This is a genomic window from Rhizobium sullae, from assembly GCF_025200715.1.
GTDB classification, from domain to species: Bacteria; Pseudomonadota; Alphaproteobacteria; order Rhizobiales; family Rhizobiaceae; genus Rhizobium; species Rhizobium sullae.
The window spans coordinates 484631-502234 of the sequence record NZ_CP104144.1 but is presented as its reverse complement, the minus strand read 5'-3'; the positions used below and the strand labels follow the sequence as shown (position 1 = coordinate 502234).

Annotated in this window: 15 protein-coding genes and 1 pseudogene; 5 read left to right on the top strand and 11 right to left on the bottom strand. The window is 59.4% G+C overall.

Annotated elements, in window-relative coordinates; translation table 11 throughout:
* Nucleotides 1-63: 63 nt before the first annotated feature.
* Complete coding sequence (locus N2599_RS23040) at nt 64-1470, bottom strand: FAD/NAD(P)-binding protein (protein ID WP_027511102.1); 1407 nt, start codon at nt 1468-1470, stop codon at nt 64-66.
* A 392-nt stretch (nt 1471-1862) separates the two neighbouring features.
* Nucleotides 1863-2324 carry a hypothetical protein gene (locus tag N2599_RS23035; RefSeq protein ID WP_027511101.1) on the bottom strand — a complete coding sequence of 154 codons (462 nt, stop codon included), beginning with the start codon at nt 2322-2324 and terminating at the stop codon, nt 1863-1865.
* Nucleotides 2325-2560: 236 nt separating this feature from the next.
* Between N2599_RS23035 and N2599_RS23030 the strand changes: the two genes are divergently transcribed.
* The 3 genes from N2599_RS23030 to N2599_RS23020 are packed head-to-tail and all read left to right on the top strand — an operon-like array spanning nt 2561 to nt 6659.
* Nucleotides 2561-4414 carry an ABC transporter ATP-binding protein gene (locus N2599_RS23030; protein WP_027511100.1) on the top strand — a complete coding sequence of 618 codons (1854 nt, stop codon included), beginning with the start codon at nt 2561-2563 and terminating at the stop codon, nt 4412-4414.
* A 22-nt stretch (nt 4415-4436) separates the two neighbouring features.
* Nucleotides 4437-6335 (top strand): ABC transporter ATP-binding protein, encoded by a 1899-nt coding sequence (locus tag N2599_RS23025; RefSeq protein ID WP_027511099.1) that lies wholly within the window; start codon nt 4437-4439, stop codon nt 6333-6335.
* A 51-nt stretch (nt 6336-6386) separates the two neighbouring features.
* Complete coding sequence (locus N2599_RS23020) at nt 6387-6659, top strand: hypothetical protein (RefSeq protein WP_027511098.1); 273 nt, start codon at nt 6387-6389, stop codon at nt 6657-6659.
* Nucleotides 6660-6699: 40 nt separating this feature from the next.
* Here the strand turns inward: N2599_RS23020 and N2599_RS23015 are convergent.
* The 8 genes and pseudogenes from N2599_RS23015 to N2599_RS22980 form a co-directional block, all read right to left on the bottom strand.
* A pseudogene (locus N2599_RS23015) lies at nt 6700-6843 on the bottom strand (IS110 family transposase); the annotation flags it as partial.
* Nucleotides 6844-6884: 41 nt separating this feature from the next.
* Nucleotides 6885-7976, bottom strand: coding sequence for a Gfo/Idh/MocA family protein (locus tag N2599_RS23010; protein ID WP_084606510.1), 1092 nt, complete (start codon nt 7974-7976; stop codon nt 6885-6887).
* A 146-nt stretch (nt 7977-8122) separates the two neighbouring features.
* On the bottom strand, nt 8123-9238 hold the full coding sequence (locus N2599_RS23005) for a Gfo/Idh/MocA family protein (RefSeq protein WP_051336631.1): 1116 nt from the start codon (nt 9236-9238) through the stop codon (nt 8123-8125).
* Nucleotides 9239-9248: 10 nt separating this feature from the next.
* Nucleotides 9249-10034: a ThuA domain-containing protein gene (locus N2599_RS23000; RefSeq protein ID WP_027511097.1), complete on the bottom strand. Its 786-nt coding sequence runs from the start codon at nt 10032-10034 to the stop codon at nt 9249-9251.
* 65 nt (nt 10035-10099) lie between these two features.
* Entirely contained in the window at nt 10100-11125 is a 1026-nt protein-coding gene (locus N2599_RS22995; RefSeq protein ID WP_027511096.1) for an ABC transporter ATP-binding protein, read from the bottom strand.
* A 12-nt stretch (nt 11126-11137) separates the two neighbouring features.
* Entirely contained in the window at nt 11138-11968 is an 831-nt protein-coding gene (locus N2599_RS22990) for a carbohydrate ABC transporter permease (RefSeq protein ID WP_037142405.1), read from the bottom strand.
* On the bottom strand, nt 11968-12954 hold the full coding sequence (locus N2599_RS22985) for a carbohydrate ABC transporter permease (protein WP_027511094.1): 987 nt from the start codon (nt 12952-12954) through the stop codon (nt 11968-11970). The genes N2599_RS22990 and N2599_RS22985 overlap by 1 nt, the downstream gene beginning before the upstream one ends.
* A 70-nt stretch (nt 12955-13024) precedes the next feature.
* A complete protein-coding gene (locus N2599_RS22980; RefSeq protein WP_375714152.1) occupies nt 13025-14275 on the bottom strand; it encodes an ABC transporter substrate-binding protein in 1251 nt (416 codons plus the stop codon).
* A 318-nt stretch (nt 14276-14593) separates the two neighbouring features.
* On the opposite strand from N2599_RS22980, the gene N2599_RS22975 reads away from it, so the two are divergent.
* Both N2599_RS22975 and N2599_RS22970 read left to right on the top strand, forming a co-directional pair.
* Nucleotides 14594-15610, top strand: a complete 1017-nt coding sequence (locus N2599_RS22975) for a substrate-binding domain-containing protein (protein WP_027511092.1) — start codon at nt 14594-14596, stop codon at nt 15608-15610.
* Nucleotides 15611-15781: 171 nt separating this feature from the next.
* Nucleotides 15782-16381, top strand: a complete 600-nt coding sequence (locus N2599_RS22970; RefSeq protein ID WP_027511091.1) for a HupE/UreJ family protein — start codon at nt 15782-15784, stop codon at nt 16379-16381.
* Between the two features lie 87 nt (nt 16382-16468).
* Here N2599_RS22970 and hppD read toward each other — a convergent pair whose 3' ends face one another.
* On the bottom strand, nt 16469-17581 hold the full coding sequence (gene hppD, locus N2599_RS22965; protein ID WP_027511090.1) for a 4-hydroxyphenylpyruvate dioxygenase: 1113 nt from the start codon (nt 17579-17581) through the stop codon (nt 16469-16471).
* Between the last annotated feature and the right edge of the window lie 23 nt (nt 17582-17604).

Below are 17604 nucleotides of genomic sequence, written 5' to 3'. Positions count from 1 at the left end.
AGAGAAAACATCAGTTGCCTAAACCGAAGGAGGCCGAAATGGTTCCGGGGAAGTCTGAATAATTCAGACAGCTCTGCTTTGAGGGTGGAGCTGCTGCCCGATCTTGTCCGCAGCCGCGTAGGCCTGGCTGACGATCTCAGGGACCAGATCGATATCCGGCAGGCTGCCGAGGCCGAGCGGACCGACGGCAAAGAGGCCGTCCACCGTCGATCCGTCCTCCAGGCAGGCTTCGCCGCGCAGATTGACAGCAAGACCCAGTGAAAGCTCGTCGGGCATGGCGAGGCCGGAGCTGATCAGGCTCTGCATCAGGGGCATCGCGAGATTCGGCGCCCGGCAGCGGCAATCGAAAACACGCTCCGCATAGATGACTTCCTCGACATCCGATCCAGCCGGGGTGAAGAAGATGCCGCTCAGCCCCCGGCGGTCGGCCGTGCCACGGCGAAGGACGGTATTGCCTTCGGCAAGCTCGCGCTTCAAGCGCAGGTACATGGCCTCGGGCAGGCGGTTGCGGTGGCTGTCGTAGATGGCGCGCAGATGCCGGTTGAACTGGCGTTTTTGGCGCGCCGGCAGCGAACGCCAAAGCGAGCGGGCATGTCTGCGTAGGCCGTTCATCACCGATTGCCAGCTGCGGCCTTCTTCTTCCGCCTTTCGGCAGGCAGCGCGGATGAAGCGGACGATCTCCGGCAGGCTTTGCGGCAGCTCCTCGGCCGGAAAAACCGGATCGGCGGAATTCGGCGTATGGCTCTGCGGCAGGAAACCATGTTTCGAGACGATGGTGATCTGGCCGGTGTAGCCGCTATCGCGCAGCTGCAGCAACTGGTCGAGAACGCGAATGCCACTTCCAAGCAGAGCCGCATGCGGTCGGGCAACGAGGCGCTGCGACCGCAGCGGCGACTGATCCTCCGTGACAGCCTCGGGCTCGGAAAGCCCGTAACCGGTGGCCAAAATGACGGTATCGAAAATCGGATTGGCGGGATTGGCACTCTCAAGTAGGAAGCGGTTTGCGTGTCTCCTGCGGATCGAGACGACGGGGTCGTGGCAGACCTGTACGGTGATATCCTTGCGGGCTGCGAGCGCTTCTGAAAAGCGCTGATAGACGTAATCGCTGAAAAGCTGCTTCGGAACGAAAATCTGTCGGAAACCCGGGATCGCGGCGGGCACGGCGGCCCGGAACTCCGCGTTGCTACAGAGCCAGTCGTTGAAATCGTCGGCGTCGCCGAGCGACACGGACAGATCGCGGACACGGGTATTGAGGATCGTCGAAGAACGCGTCGACGACAGCGCCTGACCGCCGCTGACCGAAGAATTCGGATCGAAAAGCTGAAGGTGGAACGGTGTCCGCACCGTTTTCATCAAGGCGATTGCGCTCATCATGCCGGAAAAGCCGCGTCCGACAACGGCGATACGCGGTATCGCTGAAACCTGCCCTTTCGCATGGAATTTCGTAGCAAAAAGACCCTGAACCGTCATCTCAACTCCCTTGCGGGTTGGCCCGCATCGCGTCTCGATCAAGGTTTCAACGCAGGAATATACGCTCATGCGTTGCTGAGGTTCACGCGGCAGTCTGGAACGCTTGCCGCCATAGTCTATCAAACTAGTCGTGTATGAAAGCGCCAAAATGGGCGGGTGGCAAGCGTTTTATTCTACGCGCTTGCAGGTCCGGTAGTCAGGCTGCTGATACAAATAAAGAATTTTTTGCTTAGCCGCGTCCGTCAGGATGGTGCCTTCTTCACCAGCGCTGTCTGCTCGGCTATTTCTTGATACGGTCGATCAGGAAATTGAAAAAGTCGCTATAGCGTGCCGGGATGCGCTCAGCCTCGTCGAGAATGGTCATAGTATGTCCGCTCTTTTCGGCGACCTTCTCAAATCCGGCACCGAAATTGCGGGCTGCGAACGAGCGACATGTGGTCGGTCGATTGATCCCGTAGGCTGCCCGAATACAGGAGCACGATCGGAGGCGAGTTCGCTCGAACCAGATAGGAGGGCGACAGTACCGTAATGTCGTTCAGAAACTTGCCTCTTTGTGACAGAAATGACTGAAAATCCGCGTCAGGCAGGCCAAAGGCATGCCCGCCGTAATTGATGGATGGACTTACCCAATCGCGCATCTCATGGGGTCTATCGTGTCTGCGCATCGATGCCGCCGACCAGGTTGATCGCCCTGGCGAACCGTCCTCATTGGCCGACAATGCGAGCCAGAGCACTTTCGGCGGGTCCGTCGTGCAATCGCTGGCGACAGTGTTGCCACCAGTTTCGCCGGTGTCCGCCGGCTTGCTGTTCTGCGCCTCGGTCTCTGCCGTCCTTCTGATTTCCTGCTTCGTCACGTCTGCCGAAAGGATCGTGAAAAAACCTCTTGTGCTGCGGCACCTACCCCGATTGGAATCGAGCTAGGGCTGCGGTTCTCACCGCCCGTCACTCACGACAAAATAACCAGCTGGTGAATTCTTTACTTGAACGCTCAGGTAGAATCAGCAAAAGTAAGCGCGCTAACCATTTCCTTCATGGAATTGCCGTCTTTTCGGGCCAGCGTCCGACCATACATCTATTTGGAATCAATACCGTGAGCAGCGATGCGTCGATACGCGCGACGAAGCCTTCGGCTTCGCTTGCGCTTGTGAATGCGGCAGGCTGGGGCAAGGGTCTCTATACTCTGGTCCGCATCACCGTCATGGCCTTTCGTCACCCTTGGCAAGCGGGCTTCGCCATCGGCGCAACCCTCATAGCCTCCACATTCCAGCTTCTGATTCCGCGGCTGCTCGGCCAGGCAGTCGATCATACGCAGGTTGCATTGACGGGCGGAGCTGCCGGCCAGCTGGCGCAGGACGCGCTGCTGACGACGGCGCTGCTTTTACTAGGCGCCAGCGTGCTGCGCGGCGTCTTCACGATGGTCCAGAACTACTACAGCGAAAGCGTCGGTCACCATATCGGCTATGAACTGCGGCTTGCCTGCTACGAGAAGATCCAGCGGCTGTCCTTCAGCTTCCACGACACCGTTCATTCGGGCGACCTGATCACCATAGGGCTGCTCGATCTTGAAGGCGTGCGAATGTACTTTTCGACGGCACTTGTGCGCGTTTTCCTGCTCTCGATGCTGATCGGCATCGGCGCCTACATGCTGATTTCGACCGATGTGGTTCTTGGTCTCCTGGCTCTAAGTTTCGTGCCTTTTGTCGGCTGGCGTTCATCGGTGACGCAGCTCCGGCTGCGGGCCACGTGGCTCGACCTGCAGGAGCGGCTTTCGGTGCTGACGCGCATCATGGAGGAAAACCTCGGCGGCATCCGTGTCGTGCGTGCATTCGCTGCGCAGGAGCATGAGCTCTCCAAATTCGAAAAAGCCTCGAAGAATGCGCTGACGCTTGCGCATCAGCGCGTCGGTATCCGTGTTGCCAATACCAGCGCCATGACCTTTTCCTTCTTCGCCGCGATGGGCCTCGTGCTCTGGGTCGGCGGAGAAAAGGTGATGGCGGGCGAAATCACCGTCGGCGTGCTCGCTTCCTTCCTGACGTTCATGACCATCCTGCAAATGCCGGTGCGCCAGCTCGGCATGATGGTCAACGCCTTTGCCCGGGCTTCGACATGCGGCACGCGCCTCTTCGACCTGCTCGACCTCGAGATCGCCATACGTGATGCCCCGGGTGCAAAAGAATTGAAGGTGACTGAAGGCACGCTCCGTTTCGAGGATGTCGACTTCGCTTATCCAAGCTCGGACACGCATCAGGTGCTCCACGGCGTTTCCTTCGAAGCGCGGCGCGGTGAAACGATCGGCATCGTCGGGCCGCCGGGCAGCGGTAAATCGACGATCGCCCATCTGATACCGCGCTTTTATGACGTGACGAAGGGCAGGATCACGATCGACGGACAGGACGTCCGCAAGGTGAAGCTGCAATCGCTCCGCCGCTCCGTTGCCGTCGTGCAGCAGGATTCCTTCCTGTTCACCACGACCATCGAAAACAACATCGCCTATGGCGACCCCTGGGCCAAGGAGCCACGGATCGAGCGGGCGAGCGAAAGCGCGCAGCTGCACAACTACGTCCTCGGCCTGCCGACAGGCTACGGCACGGTGGTCGGCGAACGCGGCGTTTCGCTGTCCGGCGGTCAGCGCCAGCGCCTTTCGATAGCCCGGGCGCTGATGTTGAGGCCGGCGGTAATGGTATTCGACGATTCGACGGCGGCAATCGATGCGGCGACCGAACAGCGGATCCGCGCCGCCATGCGCAGATATGCCGCTGACCGCGTCACCATCATCGTCGCACACCGATTGAGCTCGCTGATGCATGCCGATCAGATCCTCTTCGTCGAGGACGGCCGCATCGTCGAGCGAGGCACGCATGAGGAACTGCTGGCCTATGGCGGCCGGTACAAGGCGCTTTACGACTTGCAGGTACGGCCGGGCGACGACGCTTTGAGCGCGTGAAAAACCGGCGCGGGAGGATTTCATGGCCGAGGAACTGGAAACCGAACGCTCCGACGTTCGCGAGGACGGCCGCCGCCCGCCGCGGGCGGTCGTCGGCTCGCACCGCATCGAAGAAGAAATGTTCGGAAAGGCCTTCGACGGCAACATCGTCAAGCGCATCTGGACCTTCGTCGCGCCATACCGTCGGCAAGTCCTGTGGTCGGTTGCAGCCGTGCTCACCTTCACGGCGATGCAGTTGCTGATCCCCCTTATAATCCGTTACGCGATCGACCACGGCATGCAGCCGGGCGGGGATCGCTCCGCCCTCCTCTATTCGATCATCGCCTTTCTGATTGCGATCCTGATCAATTATGCGGCAAGCTACGCGCAGGAAACGCTGGTCGGCAATGTCGCCGAGGAGGTGCTTTTCGACATCCGCAGGGCGATGTTCTCGCATCTCCAGAGAGTCTCGCTTTCCTTCATGGACAAGACAGAGGTCGGACGGCTGATGTCACGCCTTCAGGGCGACGTGAACTCCATGCAGGAATTTCTCGAGACGTCGGTGCTCTCCGTCGGCGATATCGCCCTACTCTTCGGCATCGTCTTCGTCATGCTCTATCTCGACTTCAAGCTCGGGCTGCTGACACTCTCCGTCCTGCCTGTCCTCTTCATCGTCCGTCTCTTCTGGCTGCCGCTGGCACGCAAATCCTTCATGGCAGCGCACGAGACGAACTCCGTGGCGGCTGGCGCACTCGCCGAGGCGATACACGGTGTTCGTGCCGTGCAGAGCATGGATCGCCAGAGCGTCAATTTCACGCTCTTTGACGACAAAGCCCATGCGAACCTCAAGACGCATCTGACGGCCGCCCGCTATGCCCAGGTGATGGTGCCGATCGTCGATAGCCTGACCGGCGTGGCAATGGCACTCGTTATCGTCGTTGGCGGCGCGCGCGTCCTGAACCAGGCGCTCGACGTCGGCGTGCTTGTGGCATTCCTCTTCTACATCCAGCGCTTCTTCGACCCGATCCGCTCGCTGACGCTACAATATTCCGTCATGCAGCGCGCCATGGCGTCGGGTCGCCGGCTGACGGAGGTCCTCGACGTGCCGGTCGATATCAAGGACGCGCCGAACGCCAAGGCTCTTTCGAAGGACATGGATGGTTCGGTCGAATTCCGCGATGTCGTCTTCGGTTACAATCCGAAGCATCCCGTCCTCAAGCATGTGAGCTTCAAGGTGAATCCGGGCGAAACGGTGGCTCTCGTCGGTCCGACCGGCTCGGGCAAATCGAGCTGCATGTCGCTCATCCACCGGTTTTACGATGTGCAGCACGGTCAGGTCCTGGTCGGGGGGCACGATGTTCGCGCGTTGACGCAGGATTCGCTTGGCGATCAGATCGCCATGGTGCTGCAGGAACCGTTCCTTTTCACCGGTACGGTCTTCGACAACATTCGCTATCACAAGACAAGGGCGACGCGCGAACAGGTGATCGAAGCCGCCAAGGCGGTGGGCGCCCACGACTTCATCATGCGCCTGCCGGAAGGTTATGACAGCATTCTCGGCGAGCGCGGCGGCAACCTCTCGCTCGGCCAGCGGCAGTTGCTGAGTTTCGCGCGCGCGCTCGTCGCCGACGCGAAGATCCTGGTGCTCGATGAGGCGACCGCCAATATCGACAGCTACACGGAAATGCTGATCCAGAAGGCGCTAGTGAAGCTCCTCGAAAACCGCACGGGCCTCGTCATCGCCCATCGGCTGGCGACGATCCGCGAGGCTGACCGCATCATCGTTCTGCAGAACGGCGAGCTCATCGAAAGCGGCAATCACCGGCAGCTGATGAAGAACGGCAAGCTCTATTCGCGACTCTACAACCTGAACTATGCCTCCTTCGACGACATTCCGGAGGAGGCCCTGGAGGACACGGCTGCTAGCAGGTCGGCGACATAGGCTGTCCGTTGAACTCCTTAGGATCGCCGCGATCCTAAGGCGTGGTCGCGTATGGTTCTTGTTGCGGACGACTTGAAGAGAAAGCGGGCCGAGATCCTCATCCAGATCGAGGAACTGCGAAAAGCAGATTGCCGCGCTCGGGCGGCAGCAGGGTGCGTTCGATATCGTCATCCTACGAGCCGGAATGCGCTATCGAACGCGCCAGCCTCCAGCCGTGAACTGTATTTCATGCATCTTTTATGCATGAATATCTTCATTGTTAGAAAAGTCATTTATATCAATGGTTTGCTGGATAATTTTTATGCAATCAAGGGTCTGTCGTGAGGCACGGGCTTTTTTATTATTATTATGCACATTTTATGCATAACCTGTCCGTCTTCGCTCGTCGCCGACTGCTCGAGGTTGCTATCGAAGCCTGATCGACGACGTGGCTTTCTATCCCGTTCGCCTTCAGCGCACGATCGATCCAGAAGCCATCCAGCCCGGCTTCCTGAATGCCCGCGATCGGAATTTTACTGCCCGCGTCCGACCGCACCTTTCTAAATCCGCTTAAATGTGGCGCTTGGCGCCTCCTCCACCATATTGCCCGCTTTGAGCGGCGATGATCAGCGCGGGAAGACTGGCGGCCGAGATGCGCGCGTGATCGATGACCTCCTGCAGATTAGCGGCATGCCGGAAGGATGGCTCCTGCTCGACGCCGGTTCTGACAGCCTCTGCGAACCGCTCGAAGTTCGTCGGAACGGGTTCGACATGCACCTGCCGCCAGATCGCATTGTCAGCATCCGCGCCGGCGCAAATCCTGAGCGTCGGGCCATTCGGCGTATCGATGACTTCGATCGCGCCCTTGTCGCCGTGAACCCGCAGCCGCAGTTCGTTCAGATGTCCGGTTGCCCAGCGGCTGGCATGGATCACGCCCAAAGCGCCGTTCTGCAGTTCGGCCATCATCACAAAGCTGTCGTTGGCGTCGAGTTCGTACTCGCCGATTCTGTTGCCGGGCGTCTTCTCGAAGGTTTTCAGTTGCGCAGCGGCGGTCTTGATCTCGCTTCCGGTCCCGTAGACGACGAAGTCGAGAATGTGAATACCGACATCACCGAGAACGCCGTTCGACCCGTGCTTGCTCGACAGGCGCCAGAGCCATTGTGGCTGCGTCGCCCAGTCGCCCCACGCCTTCGAAACGAGCCAGCTTTGCAGATAGGAGGCCTCGAAGTGGCGGACCTGACCGATGTCGCCGTTCAGCACCATCTGCCGGGCCTTCTGCAGCGGCGCGACGTTGCGATAGGTGAGATTTACCATCGTTATCTGTTTCGACCTCTCGGCGGCGTCGGCCACCTCCGCGGCCTGGGCGAAATTCTCCGCCAGCGGTTTTTCACAAAAGACGTGCTTGCCGGCGGCAAGCAGGGCCAAGGTGGTGGCATAGTGGACGCGGTCCGGAGTGACATTGGTTGCCGCGTCGAACTCGCCCCAGGCAAGCGCATCGTCCAGTGAATTGAAGGTCAGCGGAATATCGTGCCGGGCGGCAAAGGCGCGCAGGCGCACATCATCGCTATCGACCGCCGCGACGATCTCCACATCTGCGATTTCCGAGAAACTCGTGGCGTGCGTGTTCGCCCACCAACCCGTGCCAAGTATGATTAGTTTCATTATTTTGCTCCTTCTGCTTGCGGCCGGCCAGGCGGCCGGGTTGGCATCTGCGCCCGTCCTTCTTTCATGCTTCGTCAAGGCAGGGCTCAAACATCCGGCCATACGGCCCTCGACCGGCCGCATGGCAATACGGAGTGCGATGGTGCTTACACGGCGATCGGCAGCACCTCCACGTTGCCGGCGCCTTCCGGTCCGGGTGTCATGCCGTCGTCCGCCGACAATAGATTGAGCTCGCGACGCTCCCTTTCCGAGACGATCGCAAGATCGATGACCTTCTGCAGGTTGGCGGCGTGACGGAAGTTCGGGTCAAGCTGTTTGCCGGTCGCGACCGCTTCGGCAAAACGCTGGTAGTTGGTCGGCACCGGCGGAACATCGATATCCGCCCAGGTGGCCGTCTCGACGTTCTCGCCGAAGCAGCCGCGCAATTGCGATCCGTTCGGCCGGTGTATGACCTCCAGGCTACCGCGCTCGCCGTAGATGCGCAGCTTCAGCTCATTCAGATGACCCGTCGCCCAGCGGCTGGCATGAATGACGCCGAGCGCACCGTTGGCGAAGTCCACCGACATGGTGAAGCTGTCGTTGGCGTCGAGCATATATTCGCCGATCTGACCGCCCGGCGCCTTATTGAAGGTCTTCAGCCGTGCAAAGACGTGATCAATGTCGGTTGCCGCACCATAGGAGGCAAAATCGAGGATATGGATGCCGACATCGCCGAGCACGCCGTTCGAACCGTGACCAGTGGAAAGGCGCCAAAGCCAGCGCGATTCCGTGCGCCAATCGCCCCAGGCGCGAGAGACGAGCCAACTCTGTAGATAGGATGCTTCCACGTGCTTGATCGTACCGAGCTCGCCGGCGAGCACCATCTCGCGGGCGCGCTGCAGTGGCGCCACATTGCGATAGGTCAGATTCACCATATTGATCACGCCGGCCGCCTCGGCGGCATTGGTCATCTCCAGAGCATCCGCATAGTTCTCCGCCAGCGGCTTTTCGCAGAACACGTGCTTGCCCGCGGCAATGAGCGCCATCGTCGTTGGATGGTGGACACGGTCCGGCGTGACGTTCGTCGCCGCATCGAACCCACCCCAGGCGATCGCCTCCTCTAGCGTAAGGAAACGTCTCTCAATGCCGAAATGATCGGCAAATTCGGCAAGGCGTGCCGGATCGGTATCGACGGCACCGACCACTTCGACGCCTTCGTTCAGTTTGAAATGGCTGATCTGGCTACGCGCCATCGAGCCTGTGCCGAGAACAAGAAGTCTCATCCGTGTCCCCTCAGCGATAACCGGCTTCGCCGGCCTGGTGCAATTTCGGGCCGCGCTCCACAATCGGCTCGGGCGCCTTCTCCACCGGGACGTTCGGCGCATCGGTGATGCCCTTGAGGGCTCCCTGCGCGTTGTAGGCCCATTTGACAGCGTTGATCAGCACTTTGCGGACATTGGCATCGTGATAGGTCGGGTAGGTCTCGTGACCGGGGCGGAAGTAGAAGATGTTGCCCGCCCCACGCCGCCAGGTCATGCCGGATCGGAACACCTCGCCGCCCTGGAACCAAGAGATGAACACCGTTTCCAGCGGCTCGGGAACCGAGAACTGCTCACCATACATCTCCTCGTTCTCAAGAACGAAATTCTCGTCGAGACCGGCGGCGATCGGATGGCGCAGATTGATGACCCACAGGCGCTCGCGTTCGCCCGCCTCGCGCCATTTCAGCGCGCAGGGCGTGCCCATCAGCCGCTTGAAGATCTTCGAAAAATGTCCGGAATGCAGCACCAGAAGCCCCATGCCTTCCCAAACGCGCTTGGCGACGCGCTCGACGACCTCGTCGGAGACCGCGCCGTGATCCTTGTGGCCCCACCAGGTGAGCACATCGGTTTCGGCAAGCCGGGCTTCGGTAAGCCCATGTTCCGGCTCTTGCAGCGTCGCCGTCGTCGCCTTGATTACCGGATCACTGTTCAGCGCACTGGCGATCGTGGTGTGCATGCCGTCGGGGTAAATTTCCCTGACGACGTCGTTGGTGTTCTCATGGATGTTTTCACCCCAGACAATGGTGCGAATTGACACGTCGTTACTCCTTGCGATGTGAGGCGGATCGATCCTTGGGAGGTAGATCAGTCCTTCGTGGATGGTCAAGCAGCGCGCACGGATGCCTTTGCAAGCGCGCGGCCGGATTGGTCGAAACGGTGTATGTGATCGGTGATCGGCGCAACGCCGAGCTTTTGACCCGGCCGGTGGCCGGAGACGCCGGTTTCCCGGACGATAAACGGCTCGTCGGCACCGATGTCCAGATAGACGAAACTGTCGGAGCCAAGGATTTCCGAATGGATGACCGTCCCGCTCCACACGGCCGCCTGCGACGTGATCCGGACATGCTCGGCGCGCACGCCGATCGTATGGGCATTGTAAGGCTGCGCCAGTCCGTCGGACAGGAAATTCATCTTCGGCGAGCCGATGAAGCCGGCAACGAAGAGCGAGTTCGGGGTCTCATAGAGCTCCAAGGGTGTGCCAACCTGCTCAACGACGCCGTCGCGCAAAACACATATCCGGTCTGCAAGCGTCATGGCCTCTACCTGATCGTGCGTCACATAGATCATCGTCGTGTTGTGCATGCTGCGGTGGAGCTTGGCGATCTCCAGCCTTGTTGCCACGCGCAGGGCGGCATCGAGGTTAGACAGCGGCTCGTCGAAGAGAAAGACCTTGGGATCGCGAACGATCGCCCGGCCGATCGCGACACGCTGACGCTGCCCGCCCGACAGCTGGCGCGGCAGGCGGTCGAGATAGGGTGAAAGCTGCAGCATGCCGGCTGCCTGTTCGACGCGCTGCCGGCATTCATCCTTCGTCCGTCCCGATAGCTTCATGCCGAAGGCCATGTTGTCGAAGACGGTCATATGCGGATAGAGCGCATAGGATTGGAACACCATGGCGATGCCTCGCTTCGACGGCGCACGCTGGTTTACCACCTTGTCGTCGAAGGAAAGCGTGCCGGACGTGATGTCCTCAAGGCCGGAGATAAGGCGCAGCAGCGTGGACTTGCCGCATCCGGACGGGCCTACGAAAACCATGAATTCGCCGCGGCGGATGTCCATGCTCACACCCTTGATGACCTCGAAGGCGCCGAAGCTCTTGCGGATATTGTCTAGGCGGATTTCTGCCAATGTTCTGCTCCCTCAACCTTTAACGCCGCCGGCAGTCAGCCCCGAGATGATCCGGCGCTGGAATATCAAGACGAGGACAACAACCGGTACGGTGACGATGACCGAAGCCGCCATAATGTTGCCCCAAGGAATTTCGAATTGGCTGCCGCCTGAAAGCAGCGCGATGGCGACCGGCACGGTCCGTTGTGTGTTTGATGATGTGAAAGTTAGTGCGAAGAGGAATTCGTTCCAGGCGGTAATGAAGGCAAGCAAGCCGGTGGTGACGAGCGCAGGCCACATCAGCGGCATGAAGACCTGGGTGATGATAACCCAGGGCGAGGCGCCGTCGACGATCGCCGCCTCTTCGATCTCGATCGGCAGTTCGCGCATGAAGGTCGTGAGTACCCAGACGGTGAACGGCAGTGTGAAGATCATGTACGAAAAGATCAGCGCGAAAGGCGTGTTGAAGATGCCGATCCACCGGATGAGCTCGAAGAGGCCTGCGAGAACCGCAATCTGCGGGAACATCGACACGGACAGGATCGTCAGCATCAAAAGCGCGCGCCCGCGAAAGTTCACGCGCGCCAGGGCGAAGGATGCCGTGATGGAAAGCAGCAGCGACGCGGCAACCACGACCAAGGCGATTAGCACGGAGTTGCCAAGGCTGCGGACAAAGCCGCCTTGGCTCATCACCGACGAATAGTTGCCGAATGAAATCGAAACCGGCCAGTAATTGACCTCGAAAAGCGCCGTGCCAGTCTTCAGGCTCGTGAGGATCGCATAGTAGAACGGAAAGACCGCGAGGATGACGATGACTGCGACGAGCAGATAGAAGAGCGTGTTTTTTGTGACCGAGAGCAGCATCAGCGTTCCTCCCCGCCGAGCTTGACGCGTCCGAACCAGATGTAGAGCACGGTGACGGAGGCGATGATGAGGAAGAGGACTGTCGAAGCGGTTGCACCATAGGCGAACTTGTCGAAGTCGAACAGGTTCTCGCGCGCCATGACCGACATGGTCTTGGTCTGGGCGTTGTTGGGCGTCAGCACATAGATCAGATCGAAGATGCGCATCGCATCCAGCATCCGGAAGATCACCGCGACCATGATGGCCGGCCGGATCAAGGGCAGCGTCAGCCGCCAGAAGACCTTGACCGGATTGACGCCGTCGATCCTGGCGGCTTCGTAGATATCCGCAGGCACCATCTGCAGTCCGGCGAGAATGAGAAGCGCCATGAAGGGTGTCGTCTTCCAGACATCGACGATCAGGACCGCAATCATCGCCGTCTCCGGATTGGCGGTCCAGGCGATCTTCTGACTGATGAGACCGAATCCGAGGAGGATATCGTTCAGGATGCCAAATTGGTCGTTGAGCATCCAGGCCCACATCTTTGCCGAAACGATCGTCGGTATGGCCCAGGGAATGAGGATCGCAGCGCGCACGATGCCGCGTCCGACAAACTGCGCGTTGAGAACGAGCGCAACGACAAGGCCAAGCATGGTTTCGATCGTCACTGAAAGCAGCGTGAATTTGGCAGTGTTCCAGACTGCACTCCACCAGACCGGATCGGCAAGCAGCCCGCGATAGATGGTGCGTCCGCTCTTCAGCGTGACCCAAGAGAGATAGTTGCTGAAACCGATGAACTGCGCATTGCCAAGATCGGTAAGCGACGCGTTCGTGAAGCTGAAATAAATCGTCCTGAACAGCGGCCACCCGGCCACCACCGCCAGTATGAACAGTGTCGGTGCCAGAAACAACCAGGCCGATCGAACGCGCTCGGAGCGCAATTCGGTTGTGGACCTCAAGGCGGAGGCTGGCGGTTTGGCCGCTTGTGAAACTACGATTTCGCCCATGAAACGGCTATCCCGTGCTTGAGACTTCTGGAGACGGAACCGGCGGCTTTCCGGCCGCCGGTTCCCATACTCACCAGCTATCGCCCTTCAGGGTCGTCAGGTCGGCCTCGAGGAGTTCGAGGTTTTCCGCCGCGGTCCCGCTGCCGGACAGTGTATTGTGTACGGCCGTCCAGAACTTTGAGGACACCTCGTTGTACTTCACCTTGGCCGTTGCCGAAGGACGCGGCACGGCGTCCTGGAAGATCGGCTTCCACTCCGGCATGAAAGGCTGCGCGGCAGCGACATCCTTGTCGTCGTAAAGCGCAGTCAGGGTCGGCAGGTTGGAAAGTTCGATGGCGCGCGCCTTCTGAACCTCCTCCGACGCCAGGAACCTCACGAGCTCAATAGCCGCTTCCTGCTCGTCCGAATATTTCGAAACCGCAAGATTCCAGCCGCCGAGTGCCGACGACGGCTTGTCGCCGGCGGTGGCAACGGGAAGCGTCGTGACGTCGAACTTGCCCTTCACGGCGCTGTCTGCGCCGTTGCCGAGCGAATAGGCATACGGCCAGTTGCGCATGAAGACGGCATTTCCGGTCTGCCAGACGCCGCGAGATTCTTCTTCCTGATAGGCAAGCACGCCCGGAGGCGAGATCGTGCCGACCCAGCCCTTCGCACGTTCGATGGCGGCAGCGGCCTTTTCGTTGTTGATCGAGATCGTGCCGTCCGGCTCCACGAGCTGACCGCCGCCGGAGGACTTTACCCATTCCAGTGCATTGCAGGTGAGGCCCTCATAGGAGTTTCCCTGAAAGACGAAGCCCCACATATCCTTCTGACCGGCCGTGCGCTCCTTGTCCTGGATCTCCTTGGCGGTTTCCGCAAGCTCATTCCAGGTCTTCGGCGGCTGCTTGCCATATTTCTCGAGCAGGTCCTTGCGATAGTAGAGCGCCGGAGCATCGGTATACATAGGCAGCGCCACGAGGCGCCCATTAACCGTCTGCGAGGCGATGATCGAGGGGAAAAACTGACCAGCCACATCCTTGGCGGCTTCTTTCAGGTCCACGAACTGATCGGCGAGCTGCGGCGCCCAGATGACGTCAGTCTGATAGACATCGACATCCTTGTTTCCGGCAGCGAGCCACAGCCGGTATTGCGAGAACTGCTCCGAACTCGACGACGGCATGCTCACAATATTGACCTTGTGGCCAGTCTTCTCCTCGAAGACGACAAACTGCTTGCGGAAGAACTCGAGGTTGTTCCCCGTCGAACTCGCCGCGAAGGAAAGCTCGGCTGCCGCCGCCAAATTCAAGGTACAGATCATCGAAACCGCCGAAACGGCGGCCATCAAACGGTATTTCATAGTAGTCCTCCCGTTGCCAGACGAAAATTGAAATCGATTTGGCTAAACTGAGCATTGCAAAACTTTTTTCAACCGTCAAGGGTGGCTCCCTAGCGGCGTCAAACCATGTGCAAAAGTTATATTTATCATTGTTTTTCAATGATTTATGTAGAATACAGCACGCTCGAATGTGAGCGATGGTCCAAGTTCAAATGGATCAAATTATTGAAATCGATTTCAAATCGTGCCAGGCGGTGATAGACGAGATTGCCGAACCGTCAACAATCCGCCATTGATCCGCGAGGTCCAACAGAACGTGTTCGAATGAAGCTCAAGGAATTCGCAAAAGAAGTCGGGCTGTCGCCAACAACGGTAAGCCGGGCGTTGAGCGGCTATCCCGAGGTGAGCGAAACGACGCGCGCGCGCGTCGTTGAGGAAGCGCTGAGGCTGGGTTACCGGCCAAATGTCAATGCGGTGCGGCTGAAGACCGGCCGCGTGGGGGCGATCGGAGTGATCATGGGGCGCGCCGGCGAATTCCACTTCGCCGAATTCATGGCCGGCATGGCCGAGAGGTTGGCGTCGGAGGATACCGACATTCTCGTGATCCCCATGGCGGACCGCGATAATAACGAAGAGCTGCTGACCTACAGGCGGCTCGCCGAAAGCCGGCGCGTCGACGCGATCATCGTCCACTCTCCCAAACCGAACGACCCGCGCATCGAGCTTCTGGACCGGCTCGGAATTCCCTTCTTCGTGCATGGGCGATCGGATATCGCCATCCCGCACGCATGGCTGGACATCGACAACGAGGGCGCAATCCGCCGATCGACGGAACATCTGCTTGATCTCGGGCACCGCAGGATCGCAATGATCAACGGTCGCAAGGGGCTGACTTACTCAATCCACCGCGATATCGGCTTCCGCAAGGCCTTCGAGGAACGCGGCTTGGAGCATGATGCGCAGCTCATTGCCCACGATACATTCACAGATGAGCTGGGATTTAGACATGCCCGCTTCTTTCTCGAGAACACCAATCCTCCCACAGCCTTCGTGGCCGGATCGATGATGACGGCACTCGGCGTCTATCGCGCTGCCCGATCTCTCGGCCTGCAGATCGGAGAGGATGTTTCGGTCATCGCGCATGATGACGTATTTCCCTACCTGACGGCGGAAAACATGGCGCCCTCGCTTTCGGCAAGCCGTTCATCGATGCGGGCGGCCGGAGCAAGATGTGCCGACCTGACGCTGCAATTGCTGGCGGGACGGCCCGTTTCGGATATCCACGAATTGTGGCCCGTCGAACTCAACCTGAGAGAATCGACGCGCGCCCTGAGGCAGTGATGCTCACAGGTAAGCGGATGCATGTTGCGACCACATCAGTAAACTATTGAAATATATTCATATTCGATATTTTTTGTTGACGCCTCCAGCGCCTGTCCCATAGCATGACACCCGCGACCTTACCTATGCTTACCGCAGTTGGAATTCTGAAACTCAGTGGGGAATTGACCAATGAAATCAGCACATAAAAGCGGGCTTCTGGCGCTGGCCGCAGTCGCGCTCCCGGCCACTGCCTATGCTCATCCCGCAATTGGTGAAGCTGCAGGCCTCGTCCATGGCTTCAGCCATCCGATATCGGGCCTCGACCATATCCTCGCTATGGTCATGGTGGGCATTTTCGCCTATCAGCTCGGCGGCCGCGCAACCTGGCTCGTTCCGGCCACCTTTGTCCTGGCTATGGCTCTGGGCGGAGCGTTCGGCATCGCGGGCATCGATATTCCGTTCGTCGAAACAGGCATAGCACTGTCGGTTGTCGTTCTCGGCGCGGTCGTCGCGTTCGACGTCAAGGCTCCAGCAGCCGTCGCAATGGCGGTGGCCGGGCTGCTTGCGATCTTCCATGGCCATGCCCATGGTGCTGAAATGCCGGAAAGCGCCGCAGGCGCCGCTTTTGCGGCAGGCTTCATGATTGCAACTGCGCTTCTTCACACCGCCGGTCTCGGCCTTGGCTATGCGATCGGCCGCACAGGCAAACGTCGAAGCTTCATCGCCACACGTCTTGCCGGCGGCTTTGCGGCTGTCGCAGGCGTCGGCATCCTCACCGGCATGATCTGACCTCTCGGACAAACGCCAAAATAAAAAGCGGCGATCTGCACTCGCCGCTTCTTCCCTTCGACGACCCAGGCAAGGGCCCAGGTCCGTTTATTCTGCAGCCGTGGGACGCAGCACACCGCGCCGGATCTGATCGGCCTCGATCGATTCGAACAGCGCGCGGAAGTTTCCTTCACCGAAGCCTTCGTCGCCCTTGCGCTGAATGAATTCGAAGAAGATCGGACCGATGACGGTTCTTGAGAAGATCTGAAGCAGGATGCGGGTCGTGCCACCATCCACCACGCCTTCGCCGTCGATCAAAATGCCGTGCTGCTTCATCCGCTCGACCGGTTCGTCATGATCGTGCACGCGCTCGTGCGAGAGTTCGTAATAAGTGTCGGGTGGCCCGGGCATGAATTTCAGCCCGTTCCCGGCCAGTTTGTCCGTCGCGTCATAAATCTCCTCCGTACCGACGGCGATGTGCTGAATGCCTTCGCCTTTGTACTTTCTGAGATATTCCTCGATCTGGCTTGTATCGTCCTTGGACTCGTTGAGTGGAATTCGGATCTTGCCGCAAGGCGACGTGATCGCCCGGCTCATCAGCCCGGTGATGCGCCCGTCGATATTGAAGAAGTGGATCTGCCGGAAGCCGAAAAGCTCGCGATAGAAATCCCACCACTTGTCCATATTGCCGCGATAGACGTTGTGGGTCAGATGATCGAGGTAATAAAAGCCGACGCCTTCCGGCTTCGGGTCGCGTTCGCCGAGCCACTCGAATTCGGTATCATAGGGCGAGCCCTTCTCGCCGTAAGTTTCTACAAAGTAAAGCAGCGAACCGCCGATGCCGACGATGGCCGGAATGTCGAGCGTCTTGTCCTTGCTTTCATAGGGTGTTGCACCCTTCGACACGGCATGGTCGAAGGCATGCTTGGCATCGGTGACGCGCCAGGCCATGGAGGGCGCACAGGGACCGTGTTCACCGACGAAGCGCATGGCATGGCTGCCGGGTTCGGCATTGATGAGATAATTGATGCCGCCCTGGCGCCAGACGGTGACGTCTTTCGTGCGGTGCTTGGCAACACAAGTGTAGCCCATGCGGGTGAAAAGCTCACCCAGCTTCTCCGGCTCTGGATGGGCGAATTCAACAAATTCGAAACCGTCCGTACCGGCCGGATTGTCGGCAGTGATGCCTGTCGGCGGTGCATCGTGCGGATAAGGGCCCATCGTTCTCTCCTCCAAACTGGATC